Here is a 15,115-nt window from a genome sequence, read left to right as displayed (position 1 = left end):
TTTCCCTTGCCGCGCAAGGCCGCAAGGCTGGTGCACTGCGGCATACTAGGGATCTTGCCCCACAGGTGTGACATGACGCGCGCGTTCAACTTCAGTGCCGGCCCTGCAACCTTGCCGGAATCGGTCCTGCGCCAGGCGCAGGCGGAAATGCTGGACTGGCACGGTACCGGCGCCTCGATCGTGGAAATGAGCCATCGCGGTGCGGAATTCATGTCCGTCGCCGCCGAGGCCGAGGCGGACCTGCGCCGCCTGCTCGACATTCCCGAGGACTACGCCGTGCTGTTCCTGTCCGGCGGCGCCACCACCCAGCAGGCGTTGATCCCGCTGAATTTCGCAAGCCCCGGCCAGCGTGCCGACTACGTGGTCAGCGGCCACTGGGGCAGGACGGCGGTCAAGCAGGCCGGCCCCTATGTGGACGTCAACATCGCTGGCAGCAGCGAGGACGGGGGCTACCGCGAGCTGCCCGCGCGCAGCAGCTGGCAGCTTTCGCCCGATGCGGCCTATGTGCACATCACCGCCAACGAGACCATCCACGGCGTCGAGTTCCGTGACGTGCCCGATACCGGCGATGTGCCGCTGGTGGCCGATTTCAGTTCGTCCATCGCCAGCGAACCGCTGGATGTGCGCCGCTACGGCGTCATCTACGCGGGCGCGCAGAAGAACCTGGGCCCGGTCGGCATCGCGGTGATGATCATCCGTCGCGACCTGCTGGAGCGCAGTGGCCAGCCGCGCGCGGACATCTTCGACTACCGCTCGCACGTGGCGCGCGACTCGATGCTCAACACCCCGCCCACCTGGAACTGGTACCTGGCGGGGCTGGTGTTCAAGTGGATGCTGGCTGAAGGCGGCGTGGCCGAGTTCGCCCGGCGCAATGCGGCCAAGGCCGCGCTGGTGTACGGCGCCATCGATGCGTCCGGCGGCTTCTATCGCAATGAAGTCGCGCACGCGGCGCGTTCGCGGATGAACATCCCGTTCTTCCTGCCCAACGCCGACCTCGATGCGCGTTTCGTCGCCGAGGCCAAGGCCGCCGGCCTGCTGGCGCTGAAGGGTCACAAGGTGGTCGGCGGCATCCGTGCTTCGCTGTACAACGCCATGCCGCTGGCGGGTGCGGAGGCGCTGGTCGCCTTCATGGCCGACTTCCAGCAGCGCTACGGCTGAGCAATGAACGGCGCGCACCGTCGGGTGCGTGCCCACGCAACAGGGAATTCCGATGGCAAGCAAATCCAGCAAGAAGGCGCCGAAGCAGGCCGCACCGGCCAAGGACAGCGCTGCGTCCAAGGGCACGTCCAAGGCCAGGGCTGCATCGACGCCGGCCCCCACCCAGGCGCCGCTGGCACTGGCCGACGTGCGTTCGAAGATCGACCAGATCGACCGCGACATCCAGCGCCTGATCGCCGAGCGCGCGCAGTTCGCCCACCAGGTCGGCAAGGCCAAGGGCAAGCTTGCCGCCGCCGTCGATTACTACCGCCCCGAGCGTGAAGCACAGGTGCTGCGCATGGTGGTGGACCGCAACGAAGGTCCGCTCAGCGATGAAGTGCTGGTGCACGTCTATCGCGAGATCATGTCGGCCTGCCTGGCCCAGCAGGAGCCGTTGAAGATCGGCTACCTCGGCCCGGAAGGCACCTTCAGCCAGCAGGCCGTGCTCAAGCATTTCGGTCGCTCGGCGCTGGGCCTGCCATTGGCCAGCATCGAAGAAGTCTTCCAGGAAGTGGAAGCGGGCAACGCCGATTTCGGCGTGGTGCCGGTGGAGAACTCGGGGCAGGGCACCATCCAGATCACCCTGGACATGTTCCTGACCTCCAACCTGAAGATCTGCGGCGAAGTGGAACTGCGCGTGCAGCAGTACCTGATGTCGCGCAGCGGCCGCATCGAGGACATCGAACGCGTCTACGGCCACCCGCAGTCGTTCATGCAGACCTCGGCGTGGATGCGCGCCAACCTGCCCAAGGCCGAGAAGATTCCGGTCTCCAGCAACGCCGAAGGCGCACGCCGCGCGCGCAACGCCGACGATGCGGCGGCCATCGGTGGCGAAAGTGCCGGCCACGTGTACGGCCTGAAGAAGGTGGTGACCAAGCCGATCCAGAACGATGCCGACAACACCACCCGTTTCCTGGTGGTGGGCCGCAACATCTTCCCGACCTCCGGCCATGACCGCACCTCGGTGCTGGTCTTCATCCATGACAAGCCGGGTGCGCTGTTCGACGTGCTCAGTCCGTTCGCACGCCACGGCATCAGCATGAACCGCATCGAGTCGCGGCCTTCGCACCACGGCAAGTGGGAGTACGGCTTCTTCATCGACCTGGCCGGCCACATCGACGACGCGCCGATGCAGGCCGCGCTGGCCGAACTGGAAGCACACTCAGCGCAGATCAAGGTCCTCGGCTCCTATCCGGTGGCCGTGCCCTGATGCCTGCCGCGGTGGCCGCGGCCACCGCCCCTTGATGCACCGCCGGCCCGCCGGCGTCTACGGAATGATCGAACGATGAGCAACGCGCAACACTGGATCGCCCGCAAGGGCCAGCCGCTGCAGGGCAGCCTCACCATTCCCGGCGACAAGTCGGTTTCGCACCGTTCGGTGATGTTTGCCGCGCTGGCTGACGGCACCTCTCACATCGAGGGTTTCCTGGAAGGCGAAGACACCCGCGCCACCGCGCGCATCTTCAGCCAGCTGGGCGTGCGCATCGAAACCCCCAGCCCGTCGCAGCGCATCGTCCACGGCGTCGGCATCGATGGCCTGCAGGCGCCCAGCGCAGCGCTGGACTGCGGCAACGCCGGCACCGGCATGCGCCTGCTGGCGGGCCTGCTGGCCGGGCAGTCGTTCGACTGCACCCTGATCGGCGACGAATCGCTGTCCGGCCGGCCGATGCGCCGTGTCACCGGCCCGCTGTCGCAGATGGGCGCGAAGATCGATACCCAGGACGATGGCACGCCGCCGCTGCACGTGCATGGTGGCCAGGCACTGCACGGCATCGCGTTCACCTCGCCGGTGGCCAGCGCGCAGATCAAGTCGGCCGTGCTGCTGGCAGGCCTGTACGCACAGGGCGAAACCAGCGTCGTCGAACCGCACCCCACCCGCGACTACACCGAGCGCATGCTGTCCGCGTTCGGCGTGCAGATCGAGTTCTCGCCGGGCAAGGCGCGCCTGCACGGTGGCCAGCGCCTGCGTGCCACCAACATCGCGGTGCCTGCCGATTTTTCCTCGGCAGCGTTCTTCCTGGTGGCCGCCAGCATCATTCCCGGCTCCGAGCTGCGCCTGAAGCAGGTTGGCCTGAACCCGCGTCGCACCGGCCTGCTGCATGCACTGCGGCTGATGGGGGCGGACATCACCGAAGAAAATCCAGCCGAGCAGGGCGGCGAGCCGGTCGCTGACCTGGTGGTGCGCTACGCGCCGCTGAAGGGCGCGCGCATTCCCGAAGCGCTGGTGCCGGACATGATCGATGAATTCCCGGCACTGTTCGTCGCCGCCGCCGCCGCCGAAGGCAAGACCGTGGTGAGCGGCGCAGCAGAGCTGCGGGTGAAGGAATCGGATCGCCTGGCAGCGATGGCCACCGGCCTGCGCGCGCTGGGCATGCAGGTGGATGAAACCGAAGACGGCGCGACCCTGCATGGCGGCACGCGTCTGGGCAGCGGCACCATCGAAAGCCACGGCGACCATCGCATCGCCATGGCCTTTGCCATTGCCGGCCAGATCAGCGACGGCGAAGTACGGATCAACGACATCGCCAACGTGGCCACCTCGTTCCCCGACTTCGACGGCTTGGCACGCAGCGCCGGATTCAACCTGGCCTGACCTGCACCGCAACCGCCGGGCCATGCCCGGCGGATCGCATTGCGCGGTAGGTGCCAACCTTGGTTGGCACGCTTTTCCGCATAAAATGACGGAGGCCGAAGCCTCCGTCGAACATCACGAACCCCTCGTCCGCGATCAACGCTGCTCGGTACGGAAATCCACCGGGACCCGCACCACACTGGCCACAGCACGGCCATCCTGCATGGCCGGCTGGAACTTCCAGTTCTGCACCGTGCGCAGGACCGCACGATCCAGGTCACGGCTGCGTTCGCCACTGCGCGACACGATCGCGGCATTGGTGACGTTGCCGCGGGTATCCACATCAAGGCTGGCGATCACGCTGCCCTGCACGCCGTTACGAAGCGCAGCCGCCGGATAGTCCGGCTTGCTGTTGCTGGCGAGCGGGCGCGCCTCGCGGTTGCGCACCGCCGGCACTGCCTTGCGCTCGCTCGTGGCCGGCGTGGCCTGTCGTGCGGCAGGCGGTGCCGTTTCGGCAACAGGCGTCTGTTCGGTGGCTGGCAGCATGCGCTCGCCGACCGGTGCAGGCGCCACCTCATCCGGTCCGGAATAGCGCAGCCAGAGCAGCGCGGCGGCGAACATCGCCACGATCAGCGCGACCCACAGCCAAGGCGATGTGGCCCGGCGCGGCGTACCGTCCTGCTGCATCTGCGGCGAATGAAGGTCTTCATGGGTGGTGACAGTCATCGCAAACTCCTTACGTCGGTTGACGACGTGCCGAGTGTTGCCCGAGGCCACGAAGAAAAGTGTCAGTGTTGCGTCAACGCAACCGGGAGGGTTCAGTTTGCCTTCCGGTATGCGTTCAGTTACTGGGTCTTGAAGTCGAACGGCACTTCAATGGTGCCCGGCACCGCCTGCCCGTTGCTCTGCGCCGGGGTGAAGCGCCAGCGGCGCACCGCGTCGGTCGCTGCGCGGTCCAGGTCACGCGAGCCGCTGCGCTGGATGACGGTGACGTTGTTCGGATAGCCCGTAGCGTCCACCTCCACCCGCACCACCACACTGCCTGTTTCGCCCGCACGCAGCGCAGCAGCCGGATAGGCCGGCGGCGGCGATTGGCCCGCGATCGGCATGGGCTGGCTGCCGCCACCGGCGACCGGCACGGTGCCGGGCGCAGCGGGTGCCGGTTCAGCCATTGCAGGCGGCGGGGGCGGAGCGGTTTCCACCAGCTTCGGGGCGTCTTCCGGTGCCGGCGCCGGCTTGGCGTCGGGCATGTCGCTGGACCCGGCTGCCGCCGGCAGGGGTTCCGGCAGAGGCTCCACCTGGGCGGTTTCCTGCGGCGTCTGTGCCGCAGGGTCGGCGCGGAAGAATTCCTTGTCGCGGCCGGTCAGCCAGACCACCACGAACAGCAGCACCCCCACGCCGAAAGCGATGCCGGCGATCTTCAGGGTGTTGCGCGGAATATGCACAGTGAACGACTTGGCGGACGACGAGCGGGGTGCAGACATGGACCGGACCAGTACGGAATAGCCCGATTCTGCCACGGCCCGAATGAACCGGGCGGCAGAAATCCGCATAACAGGCGATAATCCCGGTCCTGACACCCACCACGACACCTGCCATGCTTGATTCAGCCCTGCTCCGCCACCAGCCCGCCGACCTCGCCGAACGCCTGCGCACCAGCCGCGGCTTCGAGCTCGACGTGTCTGCCCTGGAGTCCCTGGAGGCCGATCGCAAGCGCATCCAGGTGCGGACCCAGGAGCTGCAGAGCCTGCGCAACAGCCGCTCCAAGGCCATCGGCCAGGCCAAGGCCAAGGGCGAGGATGTCTCGGCCATCATGGCCGAGGTCGCCGCCTTCGCCGACGAACTGAAGGCCTCGGAAGTGGCGCTGGACGAGCTGCGCGAGAAGATCGAAGCAATCTCGCTGGGTATTCCGAACATTCCGGCCGACGACGTACCGGCCGGTGCCGACGAGAACGACAACGTCGAGCAGGCGCGCTGGGGTACCCCGCGCCAGTTCGATTTCAAGGTGCTGGACCATGTTGAACTGGGCGCCCGCAACGGCTGGCTGGATGGCGAAACCGCCGCCAAGCTGTCCGGTTCGCGCTTCACCGTGCTGCGCGGCCCGATCGCGCGCCTGCACCGTGCGCTGGCCCAGTTCATGGTCGATCTGCACACGGGCGAACACGGCTACGAGGAAACCAACGTACCGCTGCTGGTCAACGCCGAATCGCTGCGCGGCACCAGCCAGCTGCCGAAGTTCGAGGATGACCTGTTCAAGACGGCCGTCGGCGAGTCCACGCGCTACCTGATCCCCACCTCGGAAGTGCCGCTGACCAACATCGTGCGCGACGAGATCGTCGACGCCGAGCGCCTGCCGCTGCGCATGACCGCGCATTCGATGTGCTTCCGTGCCGAGGCCGGCAGCGGCGGCCGCGACGTGCGTGGCATGATCCGCCAGCACCAGTTCGAGAAGGTCGAACTGGTCTCGATCAGCCGCCCGGAAGACAGCGAGGCCGAGCACCAGCGCATGACCCGCTGTGCGGAAGTCGTGCTGGAAAAGCTGGGCCTGCCGTACCGCAAGGTGCTGCTGTGCACCGGTGACATGGGCTTCGCGGCGGTGAAAACCTACGATCTGGAAGTCTGGCTGCCGTCGCAGGAAACCTACCGCGAGATCTCCTCGTGCTCGAACTGCGGTGACTTCCAGGCCCGCCGCATGCAGGCGCGCTGGCGCAATCCGGCCACCGGCAAGCCCGAGCTGGTGCACACCCTGAATGGCTCGGGCGTGGCAGTCGGCCGCGCGATGATCGCGGTGATGGAGAACTACCAGAACGCCGACGGCAGCATCACCGTGCCGGAAGCGCTGCGCCCGTACATGGGTGGGCTGGAAACCATCGCCTGACAACCAGCTCAGGTGGGTGCCATGCTTGCATGGCACCGAATCCACGCATGGCGTGGATCTGCAATGCGGCTACATCCACGCCCTGCGCGGATGAACCCCGCGATCACTCCACAACCCGCACCTTCTCCAACGGCACCCATCCCGCCTCGCCCGCCTCGGGCATGCACCACGCCCAACCATTCAGTGTGCGCAGCCCGCGCAGCAGCTGCCCGGGATCGACATCCAGCTCCCGCGCGCAGTAATCCTCGGTGGCAAACGCGTCACCCTGCGCATCGCGACCGATCACCGGTGCCGGCACGAATCCAGGCTGCTGCCCCTCGGCCTGGCACAGGAACCCGTCCTCCCAGCCCTCCGGGCCTTCATAGCGCTCGCCTACCGCCAGCGCCTGGCCGCGGAGCAGGGTGATCGGGTGTGGGAATTCGCTGCGGTGCGTGGTCGTCACGATGTAGTTCATGGCCCACTGTACCGTCTCCGCCGGGCATGGCCCGGCGCTACCACACCATTCGGGTACGGCCCGGTGTCAGCACACCGATCGGGTAGCGCCGGGCCATGCCCGGCGGGCGGGAACCGGGCCACAAAAAAACGGCCCCGCATTGCGGGGCCGCCGGGGTGGGCCGGGAGGGGGGAGGGGAATCCCGGCCCGCGTTCAACGCCCAGACGAGGAGAGAGGGGCGCTGAACGCTGGAACGCGTTACGCCGCTGCCGCTTCCGCCGCCTCATGGGAGGGCAGCGCAGCCAGTGCACCGGCAATGGCATCTTCGCGATGCTGCGGCGAGTAGGCGATGCCCTCGGCACGCACGAACTCGACCTCATTGATGCCCATGAAGGCGAACACCTGGCGCAGGAACGGCTCCTGGAAGTCGGCCGGCGAATCGGTGTAGATGCCGCCACGGCTGCTGGCGATGATCACCCGCTTGCCACCGGCCAGACCCACCGGGCCATTCTCGGTGTACTTGAAGGTGCGGCCGGCCACGGCCACGCGGTCGATCCAGGCCTTCAGGGTGGACGGGATGCTGAAGTTGTACATCGGCGCGCCGATCACCACGACATCGGCATCGAGGAACTGCTGCATCACCTGTTCAGCATCGGTCGCCTCGGCCGCATCGGTCTTGGCCAGCGAGCTGCTGCGCAGATGCGGTACCGGATTGGCGTCAAGATCGCGATAATCGACCTGCAGGCCGTCGATCTGGTCCTTGAACCGGGCCACCACCGCCGCCGACAGCTGGCGGGAGACGGAATTGTCGCCAAGCACGCTGGCGTCGAGATGCAGAAGCTTCATGGCAGTCACCTATGTTCTGGAAGGAGGGGGCGGGTTCGCCGCCGACGGAGAGAACGATAGGTTGTTGCAAAGGCGGAATAAAGGTGGTTGAATGCCACGTATTGTTCTAGATATGGAACTCGGGTATGCATGACCTGAATGATCTGTACTACTTCGCGATGGTGGTCGACCACGGCGGGTTCGCCGCGGCCGAGCGCGCCCTGGGCATCCCCAAATCGCGCCTGAGCCGCCGCATCAGCCAGCTGGAGACCGACCTGGGCGTGCGCCTGCTGCAGCGCTCCACGCGCCGCTTCGCGGTCACCGACGTCGGCACCAGTGTGCACCGCCACGCCCAGACCATGCTGGCCGAAGCACAGGCCGCACGCGAAGTGGTGGACCGCCTCAGTGCGGAGCCGCGCGGCGTGGTCCGCGCCAGCGTGCCGGTGTCGTTGGCGCAGATGCAGCTGCCCAAGCTGCTGCCCAAGTTCCTGGAGCAGTACCCGAAGGTGCGGCTGCAGCTGAACATCAGCAACCGCCGCGTGGACATCATCAACGAAGGCTACGACGTGGCCCTGCGCGTGCGCTCGCGGCTGGACGACGATGGCAGCCTGGTGATGCGCAGCTTCGGCCAGGTGCAGGAACTGCTGGTGGCCAGCCCGAAGTACCTGGACCGCGCCGGCCGCCCGAAGGAGCCGGAAGAGCTGACCCAGCACGTCACCCTCAGCATCAGCGAGGACGAGGCGCGCCAGCGCTGGGAACTGCATGGCCCGGAAGGCGAAGTGCGCCGGGTGGACCTGCAGCCGCGCGTGGCCGGCTTCGACTTCCCGCTGCTGCAGAGCATGGTGAAGGACGGCTTCGGCATCACCATGCTGCCGGAAACCGTGTGCGCCGATGCTGTGCGCAATGGCGAACTGGAGGTGGTGTTGCCGGACTGGTCGCTGCCGCAGGGCGTGTGCCACGCCGTGTTTGCCTCGCGTCGGGGCCTGCTGCCGGCGGTGCGCGTGTTCATCGATTTCCTGGCCGAGCACCTGCCGCCGCAGCTGGAGGCCTCGCGCCTGCATTGCGACGGCGCCTGCGAGAAGGCCAAGGAACGCATCAAGGCCAGCGCGCTGGGTGCGCTGGCGGTGGATGCGGGCTGAGCCTGGAGCGGTAACGCCGGGCCAGACCCGGCCGCGACGACGGTCTTGGGCAAATCGCCCGGCCGTGCGAGAATGCGTGCCCGGCCAGCAGTACCGGGCCGATACGGAGAGATGGCCGAGCGGTTTAAGGCACCGGTCTTGAAAACCGGCGAAGGGTTAAACCTTCCGTGGGTTCGAATCCCACTCTCTCCGCCAATAGTGCGCACAACCGTATGATATACAAGGGATTAAATTCCTAATGTCCCTGTTGTTCCCTTCTTTGTTCCCTACTTGAAGGGCCGCAGTTCATTTCTCCCTTGCTAGGCGTCGATTCCGCTGCTGCAAACTGAGCGCGATGGCTGCGGTGGTCACTATGGCTGGTTAGCCTTCCGTTGTGGGGACTTCTTGACGCGAGGGGGCTTGCTCAGCCCCAAGTGACGAAACACCCGGCGAACTTGAGTGGCAGTCCAGACGGAGCCACGTCGGGTCGGCCAGCCTTCGGCGTTGAGCCATTCGGCGTACTGCGTGTCGGTCATTCCCGATTGCAGCTTTGAAGCTTCCAAGAGCTTTTCAGCGGTGCTCATGGCATACGCGTGGGCCAGTGCTCGCCGCTTAGTGTTAGCGGGGCTGGTGTCCTCGTTCCGGACCTTCTTCAGGCCTGGGTTGCCTCCGGGCCTCGCCATATCCGACTCCTAATTGCGAAATGTAAAATCGGAAATACAAATACCCCACGAGAGCACAGAAACGCAATGCTCCCGCGAGGAACGCAATGGAAGACTGGGAATACGAAGCACGACAAACTGACCTGCAGAAGGGGCTAGCAAGCCATTTCCTGCAAGACGACTACAACGCCTTCATCACCCTGACCTTCAGGTCTAAGGACTCGGTTAGCTACGAGTACGCCGAGGAGACCTTCGGTCGCTTCATGCATGCGCTCCGGTGCAGCCTGTTCAAGGAAAGATGCACGTACAGGATGCCCTTGGTCCCGGTCGTTGAAAGTTATCCGGGGAGGCCGTTGTGCAGCGGCGCTCCGTATGACCCCATCGAGCGGACCCATATCCATTGCTGCATCAAGCTTCCCGGAAATCCTCTGGACCACAAGGAACTGGTCCAGAAGATGTGGCTTGGTGTAGGCGGAGTATGCGGAAACCCCGAAATTTACTGCCCGAACGGTGAAGATTGGTATATCCCGCTGCACATGCCTGTCCTAATGAGGAAGTACGTCAATTACTCATTGAAGCAGTGCTGTAGCGACCACCAGCCTGTGCTCTGGAACTTTGCGCGCAAGATTCGGACTGCTTGATTAGCGGCTAGACTGCTTCCCTGCCGGGCGCCAGAGTCAAGGTTGTACATCGCTGAAGTCGTTGGAGCTGGGGATTGGCCGCCCCAGCCCTTGACTACACTATTGTTAAAACCCTGCTCAATCGCGTCACTTTGTTCGCTAGATGCGGATTCGCTCAGTGGTGAGGTACTTCTTTCCGCCGGCAACTACTTCCAGCGCATGATGTATGGTTCCACGTTGCCAAAGGAATAGACGCGTATGCCGTCGGCGGTTCGCTCGTAGCATGCCTGGCTGTAAGTCCCATCGGTGCGTTGAACCGTGAGGAGGTTTCCTGCCTGAGAAGCCTGCCACTGGAAGAACGGGAAATCGGAGCCTTCCATCTCTGACATCTGCATCTGCGCAACCAGCTTGCAGGTTGCCGCCCAAAGAACACCGGGCTGATTCTCGAATAGGAATGGCTCAGCCGAGCGTGCATATGGCTGTCTCATCAGTGTTCCGATGAGCTTTTCACTTGAAGCAGGGCTTGGTGTCCAGCGCTGTTGCGTCTGTGGAGATGATGGGGTTCTCTGCCTCGCGCAGGTGCCGGATTGCACGAGTTGGGCACGACACGGCACTACAGCAGCGTTGACCTCGGTTGTCGCCTCATTAGGGCGATAAACACGGATGCCCTTAGGGGTGCGTTCGTAGCAGCCCCCGCCGTCATACGCTGAGCCGGTAAACCGAGAAAAGGCTTTGGTCAGAGGATGGCTCCCTACATGTTGGGTTAGCCATAGCCCATAAGCCGTAGGTTTGCCTGCGTCTGAGGCTCGCTGGACTCGCTCTTCTTTTGCGCAGGACAGTTCCGTTAGCTCGTATCGATAGCTGCCGTCTAGCACGATGGCAACAGGATAAAGCTCGTCGTCATTGAAGTCATCGGTGGCATTCGCGGCAGCGGCTACCCCCATTAGGATGACTGTGGCACTAGCAAAGTATTTCATCGAGACTTCCAGTTCCCGTGGCGTTGTTCATTCCGAGACGCAGGTTGATATGAGCACGCCTCAGCATGCCACCGGCTGTTTCAATTTGTATACATCTTGGGATGCCTGTCAGCATGTTCCAAATCTCATTTCAAAATGGTATTCTCAAAACATCTAGAGCTTTGGAGACTCATTGAAATGGAAATCATTGGCTACGCACGTGTCAGCTCGGCTGGTCAATCTCTGGATGTCCAACTGGACAAGCTCACCAAGGCGGGCTGCGGGAAGGTCTACCAAGAGAAGCGCTCTGGCCGTCAGGCAGAGAATCGTCCTGAGCTTCAAGCAGCTCTTGAGTACGTGCGGGATGGCGACGTGCTTGTGGTCTCCCGTCTAGACCGTGTCGCTAGGTCCGTCCTGGACTTGGCCAAGATTGCAGACAGGCTTAAGCGCAAGAACGTCAGTCTTCGCGTCTTGGACCAGGGTTTGGACACCACGACATCAGAGGGGAAGCTGATGTTCAACCTACTGGGGGCTTTCGCTGAGTTCGAGGCGGATATTCGGGCTGAGCGCCAGCGTGATGGGATTGCGCTTGCTCAGCAGAAGGGAACCAAATTTGGCCGGAAAAAGGCTTTGACAGAGGTGCAGGAGGAGCGTATCCGCAGGATGCGCGCTGAAGACGGCTTTAGCATCGAGCAGCTGGCCGAACGCTTCTCTATAAGTCGCAGTAGCGTATATCGCGCACTGCAGACCTAGCGGATGATTTTGGCCTCACGCACGAACTCAGCCATCTCCACCATCTGCCTGAACTCATCATCTATCCCGCAGTCCACCTCTCCGGTGAGCTCCCCGCTTAACATCTCAACCAGATGCTGCACCTCGGCAACCGCTGCTTCCCGCCATCGGGTGTTGGCCACGGTGTTGTCATATCGCGCGACTTGTTCTTCGCCCCCCAAGCCAGGGAAGAACGTCTCCCACATGTCGAGGGAATACCTGAGATTGACAGATAGCTGGTCAAAGCGAGCGGAGAGGGCATTGTAGGGCTCTCTATCGTCCGAGTAGTCAGCCCTGTCGGCGAGGGAGCGAATGCCGTGGCGGAGTCCTCGGACCTCTCGATACAGCGCCAGCGGCTCGGTCTGACTCTTTCCCAGGAAAATGTGCGCCTTGAGAACGCACTCAGCGGCTAACAGCACGTCCACGAAATTCTTCACCCGGCCGGATTTGGTGAAATCCTCTGGCCGCAGTAGTCCATAGCGGCGAAGGAACTCCCGAGCATCATTGTGGTAGTGCCATGCCAAGCTCTGTCTAATGTGGTGGACCACTGGTCACTCGCGTTTAGGTCTAATGGGACTGCGCACGGCGTCGGCAGACAGCTCTGACGCTAGTTTTCGCTGCTCGGATGGTGATAGGGAGGCTGCGCTCAGAATAATCTGGGCCATTGCGTCATTGTCAGCCACCAGATAGGCCAACGGAACGCCAAGCTCCTTGGCGAGCCTATCTGCCGTGGCGAAGTCGGGTTCCGAAGTTCCCAACTCGTACCTAGTCACCCTGCTGGACACGACTTCCTCCGAGAGGCCAATTCGCCTTCCAAGCTCTCGTTGAGAGATGCCCATAGCCAAGCGCGCCTCTTTCAGGCGCTTGGTGAACATGCTGCGGAGTTTGGGAAGCGCCATGAGCCGTGAAAGAAACAGTCCTGTAGCGTTCTACAGGATGGCTTTCCCGACACCCTTCGTATGCTACATTATTTGTAGCGTGGTGCTCTCGCGGTCTTATTTGTTTCCGTGAGAACGGGTGGTGCCGCTTCGTCCGAAACCATTGCCTGGCAATGGTTTGAGGGTGATGGTCGGCTCCTAAGGTGCAAGTGATTTAGTCAACTACGCCTACAGCGCGCTGCATGGAATTGCCAACCACAGGGGGATAGATGAGTCAGCGTATGGGACCCGGCGGAACTCCCGCTCAGCAGGGAGTCCTTCCCGAGCACATTCGGCAGAACCTCAAGAAGTATCGTCAGCACGCCGAGCGCATCACATGCCTCGAATGCGGCTATGTAGGTCCGATGGGCATCAAGGCGCGCATCAAGCCTTGGTATGCCACGTGGTGGGGCAGCATTCTGCTGGCGGCGATAGCGGCGAGCATTGCCTCTGTTCTGTTTGGTGGTATCGGGACGATGGTCGCTGTCATCGTGGGCGGCCTGGCAAGCGCTCTGGGGCTCTCGGGCGGCCGGGACATTCACTCCTGCCCCAACTGCGAAGCCGACCTGCACCGGCGCTGAGTGGTGCTGGCGACGGCAATTTTCCTAACCAATCTTCAATTTGGAGTCTTATGAGCGCTTTCCGCTCGCTTTGCATTGCCATCGTTCTGTTCTTGCCAGCTGGATGCGACAAGCTCGCGTCTAAGGCCGGTCCCGGCGAGCTGGTTTCATTCGGCTATGTTCGGCCGGTGTCATGCGAGCGGCGCGGCCCCATCAGCTACAACTGCGTAATGAGGAATCACCTTAACGGGTTGCGTGAAGTGAACATGGAGTGTGCTGGCTTTGATGCGGAGGGCCGAATGGTGGGGCGCTCCAAGAGCGTACACGCGCTGATGCACGTCACGATGCGGCCGCACGAAGAGCGAGTAGCAACGTTCTTCTATGAAAAGGGGGTGGCAACGATAGTCTGCGCTGATGTGGGAGATAGCATCCCGCCGTACGACCGCATGCGTGAACTGCTTTCCGACTCGAGGGCAAAGGACATCACGTCCGTTCTGCCCCTTTGACAACTCCAACAAGGATGAAGGCGAACCACAATGGCAGCATATGAAGTGAAGATGGGCCGCCCTGGAGGCGGCAGTGGCACGTTCGTGGTGACAGTCCACGCCAGCACCCCGGACCAAGCCCGACGTACCGCCGAGGCCCAGAATCCCGGTTACACGGCGCAGTCTGTCTATCGCCTGCCGTACTCGAATTGACCTGACACAAGGACGAAGAATGTATAAGCCAATTGTGTTGGTGACGGCTTTGGCGCTGTACCCGCTGACGTCGCAGGCTCAAGTCACCCCCCTAGTAGTCAGTGGTCAATGGGAGTACCAAGACGCATCGCAGAAGGAGACAGATGAAGGGATGAGCCTTTGCTTCCGACTGCGGGCTATATCGATTGCACAGAGCCCCGAGCTACGCCATTTCGGCGGTGCTCTCTGCGTGTCCAATCCTGCCGAAGGTTCGAAGCTCCTGGGTATTGCTCAGCGGCCACGGCGGGCCGGGTGCGGCTACGCAGCCGATGGTGACGCGACAGTGGTCCTGTCGGGCTTGCGGGTACTGCCCGAGGACGAAATGTACGATGAGCGACTGGAGGCCCGTCTGGTCAACGTTAAAGCCAGGCGAATCGCCTCTCCGTTGACTTCGGATTGCGGCAACAACGAGTCGTCGGCCTTCGGGGGATTTAAGGGCATCTACGACGCAATCGCGGCCCTCAAGGCGCATTCGGACTACGCCACTCTTGCGATATCGGACTTTGTGCGCGTGGATGCTGCCAGCGGTCTTGCCGAGCTGGATGCAAGCACGCAATTGTTCTTGCCGCCTGGTTCTACCGATACGCTTGTCATCTACACCGAGAACAACGCTGGCACACCCTTCCTAACCGTGGAGCGTTTCGACGGTCGGCAATGGCGGGATGTCAGTGCCGCGACGTTGCCTGGATACTTCAGCAGGAATGGCAGCAACTACTACCTCGATTGGAGTGGCGGAGTAGTCAAGGTCCGAGACCTTCCGGGGAGGAAGGCTTGGAGCTACGAGAATGGACGATTTCTCAACGAGGGCTAGCGCTTCGGGGCAACAAGTTCGACATTCTTTCGACTTAGGCGCTTAGGTACTTGCTGTG

The 15,115-nt window shown here is 63.2% G+C and carries 18 protein-coding genes and 1 tRNA gene; 11 read left to right on the top strand and 8 right to left on the bottom strand.

Annotated elements, in window-relative coordinates; all coding sequences use genetic code 11:
• Window positions 1-72: 72 nt before the first annotated feature.
• The 3 genes from serC (at window position 73) to aroA (ending at window position 3,790) form a co-directional block, all read left to right on the top strand.
• Window positions 73-1,158: a 3-phosphoserine/phosphohydroxythreonine transaminase gene (gene serC / locus ACZLIF_RS13085; protein WP_053515512.1), complete on the top strand. Its 1,086-nt coding sequence runs from the start codon at window positions 73-75 to the stop codon at window positions 1,156-1,158.
• Window positions 1,159-1,210: 52 nt separating this feature from the next.
• Window positions 1,211-2,407 (top strand): prephenate dehydratase, encoded by a 1,197-nt coding sequence (gene pheA / locus ACZLIF_RS13080; RefSeq protein ID WP_053515513.1) that lies wholly within the window; start codon window positions 1,211-1,213, stop codon window positions 2,405-2,407.
• Between the two features lie 75 nt (window positions 2,408-2,482).
• A complete protein-coding gene (gene aroA / locus ACZLIF_RS13075; RefSeq protein ID WP_128987791.1) occupies window positions 2,483-3,790 on the top strand; it encodes a 3-phosphoshikimate 1-carboxyvinyltransferase in 1,308 nt (435 codons plus the stop codon).
• Window positions 3,791-3,925: 135 nt separating this feature from the next.
• Here the strand turns inward: aroA and ACZLIF_RS13070 are convergent, their stop codons facing one another.
• Window positions 3,926-4,495 carry an energy transducer TonB gene (locus ACZLIF_RS13070; RefSeq protein ID WP_053515518.1) on the bottom strand — a complete coding sequence of 190 codons (570 nt, stop codon included), beginning with the start codon at window positions 4,493-4,495 and terminating at the stop codon, window positions 3,926-3,928.
• A 119-nt stretch (window positions 4,496-4,614) separates the two neighbouring features.
• On the bottom strand, window positions 4,615-5,253 hold the full coding sequence (locus tag ACZLIF_RS13065; RefSeq protein WP_128987792.1) for an energy transducer TonB: 639 nt from the start codon (window positions 5,251-5,253) through the stop codon (window positions 4,615-4,617).
• A 113-nt stretch (window positions 5,254-5,366) separates the two neighbouring features.
• Between ACZLIF_RS13065 and serS the strand changes: the two genes are divergently transcribed.
• Window positions 5,367-6,647, top strand: coding sequence for a serine--tRNA ligase (gene serS / locus ACZLIF_RS13060; RefSeq protein ID WP_128987793.1), 1,281 nt, complete (start codon window positions 5,367-5,369; stop codon window positions 6,645-6,647).
• A gap of 103 nt (window positions 6,648-6,750) precedes the next feature.
• Here the strand turns inward: serS and ACZLIF_RS13055 are convergent, their stop codons facing one another.
• Complete coding sequence (locus tag ACZLIF_RS13055; protein WP_128990879.1) at window positions 6,751-7,101, bottom strand: ligand-binding protein SH3; 351 nt, start codon at window positions 7,099-7,101, stop codon at window positions 6,751-6,753.
• A 237-nt stretch (window positions 7,102-7,338) separates the two neighbouring features.
• Window positions 7,339-7,926 (bottom strand): FMN-dependent NADH-azoreductase, encoded by a 588-nt coding sequence (locus tag ACZLIF_RS13050; RefSeq protein ID WP_074899233.1) that lies wholly within the window; start codon window positions 7,924-7,926, stop codon window positions 7,339-7,341.
• A gap of 125 nt (window positions 7,927-8,051) precedes the next feature.
• Between ACZLIF_RS13050 and ACZLIF_RS13045 the strand changes: the two genes are divergently transcribed.
• Window positions 8,052-9,044 carry a LysR family transcriptional regulator gene (locus ACZLIF_RS13045; protein ID WP_053520355.1) on the top strand — a complete coding sequence of 331 codons (993 nt, stop codon included), beginning with the start codon at window positions 8,052-8,054 and terminating at the stop codon, window positions 9,042-9,044.
• A gap of 105 nt (window positions 9,045-9,149) precedes the next feature.
• A tRNA-Ser gene (locus tag ACZLIF_RS13040) sits at window positions 9,150-9,239 on the top strand.
• A 155-nt stretch (window positions 9,240-9,394) separates the two neighbouring features.
• Here the strand turns inward: ACZLIF_RS13040 and ACZLIF_RS13035 are convergent.
• Entirely contained in the window at window positions 9,395-9,559 is a 165-nt protein-coding gene (locus ACZLIF_RS13035; protein WP_478462636.1) for a recombinase family protein, read from the bottom strand.
• 233 nt (window positions 9,560-9,792) lie between these two features.
• On the opposite strand from ACZLIF_RS13035, the gene ACZLIF_RS13030 reads away from it, so the two are divergent.
• Complete coding sequence (locus tag ACZLIF_RS13030; RefSeq protein ID WP_128989631.1) at window positions 9,793-10,326, top strand: hypothetical protein; 534 nt, start codon at window positions 9,793-9,795, stop codon at window positions 10,324-10,326.
• Window positions 10,327-10,511: 185 nt separating this feature from the next.
• Here the strand turns inward: ACZLIF_RS13030 and ACZLIF_RS13025 are convergent, their stop codons facing one another.
• Window positions 10,512-11,282, bottom strand: coding sequence for a hypothetical protein (locus ACZLIF_RS13025; RefSeq protein ID WP_128989629.1), 771 nt, complete (start codon window positions 11,280-11,282; stop codon window positions 10,512-10,514).
• Between the two features lie 177 nt (window positions 11,283-11,459).
• Between ACZLIF_RS13025 and ACZLIF_RS13020 the strand changes: the two genes are divergently transcribed.
• The gene (locus ACZLIF_RS13020) at window positions 11,460-12,014 is read left to right on the top strand and encodes a recombinase family protein (protein ID WP_019660316.1); all 555 of its coding nucleotides are present in this window, start codon (window positions 11,460-11,462) and stop codon (window positions 12,012-12,014) included.
• Here ACZLIF_RS13020 and ACZLIF_RS13015 read toward each other — a convergent pair.
• On the bottom strand, window positions 12,011-12,556 hold the full coding sequence (locus ACZLIF_RS13015; protein ID WP_478462027.1) for a hypothetical protein: 546 nt from the start codon (window positions 12,554-12,556) through the stop codon (window positions 12,011-12,013). The genes ACZLIF_RS13020 and ACZLIF_RS13015 overlap by 4 nt on opposite strands.
• A 27-nt stretch (window positions 12,557-12,583) precedes the next feature.
• Window positions 12,584-12,871, bottom strand: coding sequence for a helix-turn-helix domain-containing protein (locus ACZLIF_RS13010; protein WP_241685986.1), 288 nt, complete (start codon window positions 12,869-12,871; stop codon window positions 12,584-12,586).
• A gap of 308 nt (window positions 12,872-13,179) precedes the next feature.
• Between ACZLIF_RS13010 and ACZLIF_RS13005 the strand changes: the two genes are divergently transcribed.
• From ACZLIF_RS13005 to ACZLIF_RS12995, 3 genes are all read left to right on the top strand, one after another.
• Complete coding sequence (locus tag ACZLIF_RS13005) at window positions 13,180-13,530, top strand: hypothetical protein (RefSeq protein ID WP_128989625.1); 351 nt, start codon at window positions 13,180-13,182, stop codon at window positions 13,528-13,530.
• A 50-nt stretch (window positions 13,531-13,580) separates the two neighbouring features.
• Window positions 13,581-14,015, top strand: a complete 435-nt coding sequence (locus ACZLIF_RS13000; RefSeq protein WP_128989623.1) for a hypothetical protein — start codon at window positions 13,581-13,583, stop codon at window positions 14,013-14,015.
• A gap of 211 nt (window positions 14,016-14,226) precedes the next feature.
• Window positions 14,227-15,057: a hypothetical protein gene (locus ACZLIF_RS12995; RefSeq protein WP_128989621.1), complete on the top strand. Its 831-nt coding sequence runs from the start codon at window positions 14,227-14,229 to the stop codon at window positions 15,055-15,057.
• Window positions 15,058-15,115: the final 58 nt, after the last annotated feature.

The organism is Stenotrophomonas sp. 2201_Sma, assembly GCF_056486685.1.
Note: the sequence above shows the minus strand (reverse complement) of the source record. Positions and strands in the feature narration are given on the sequence as shown.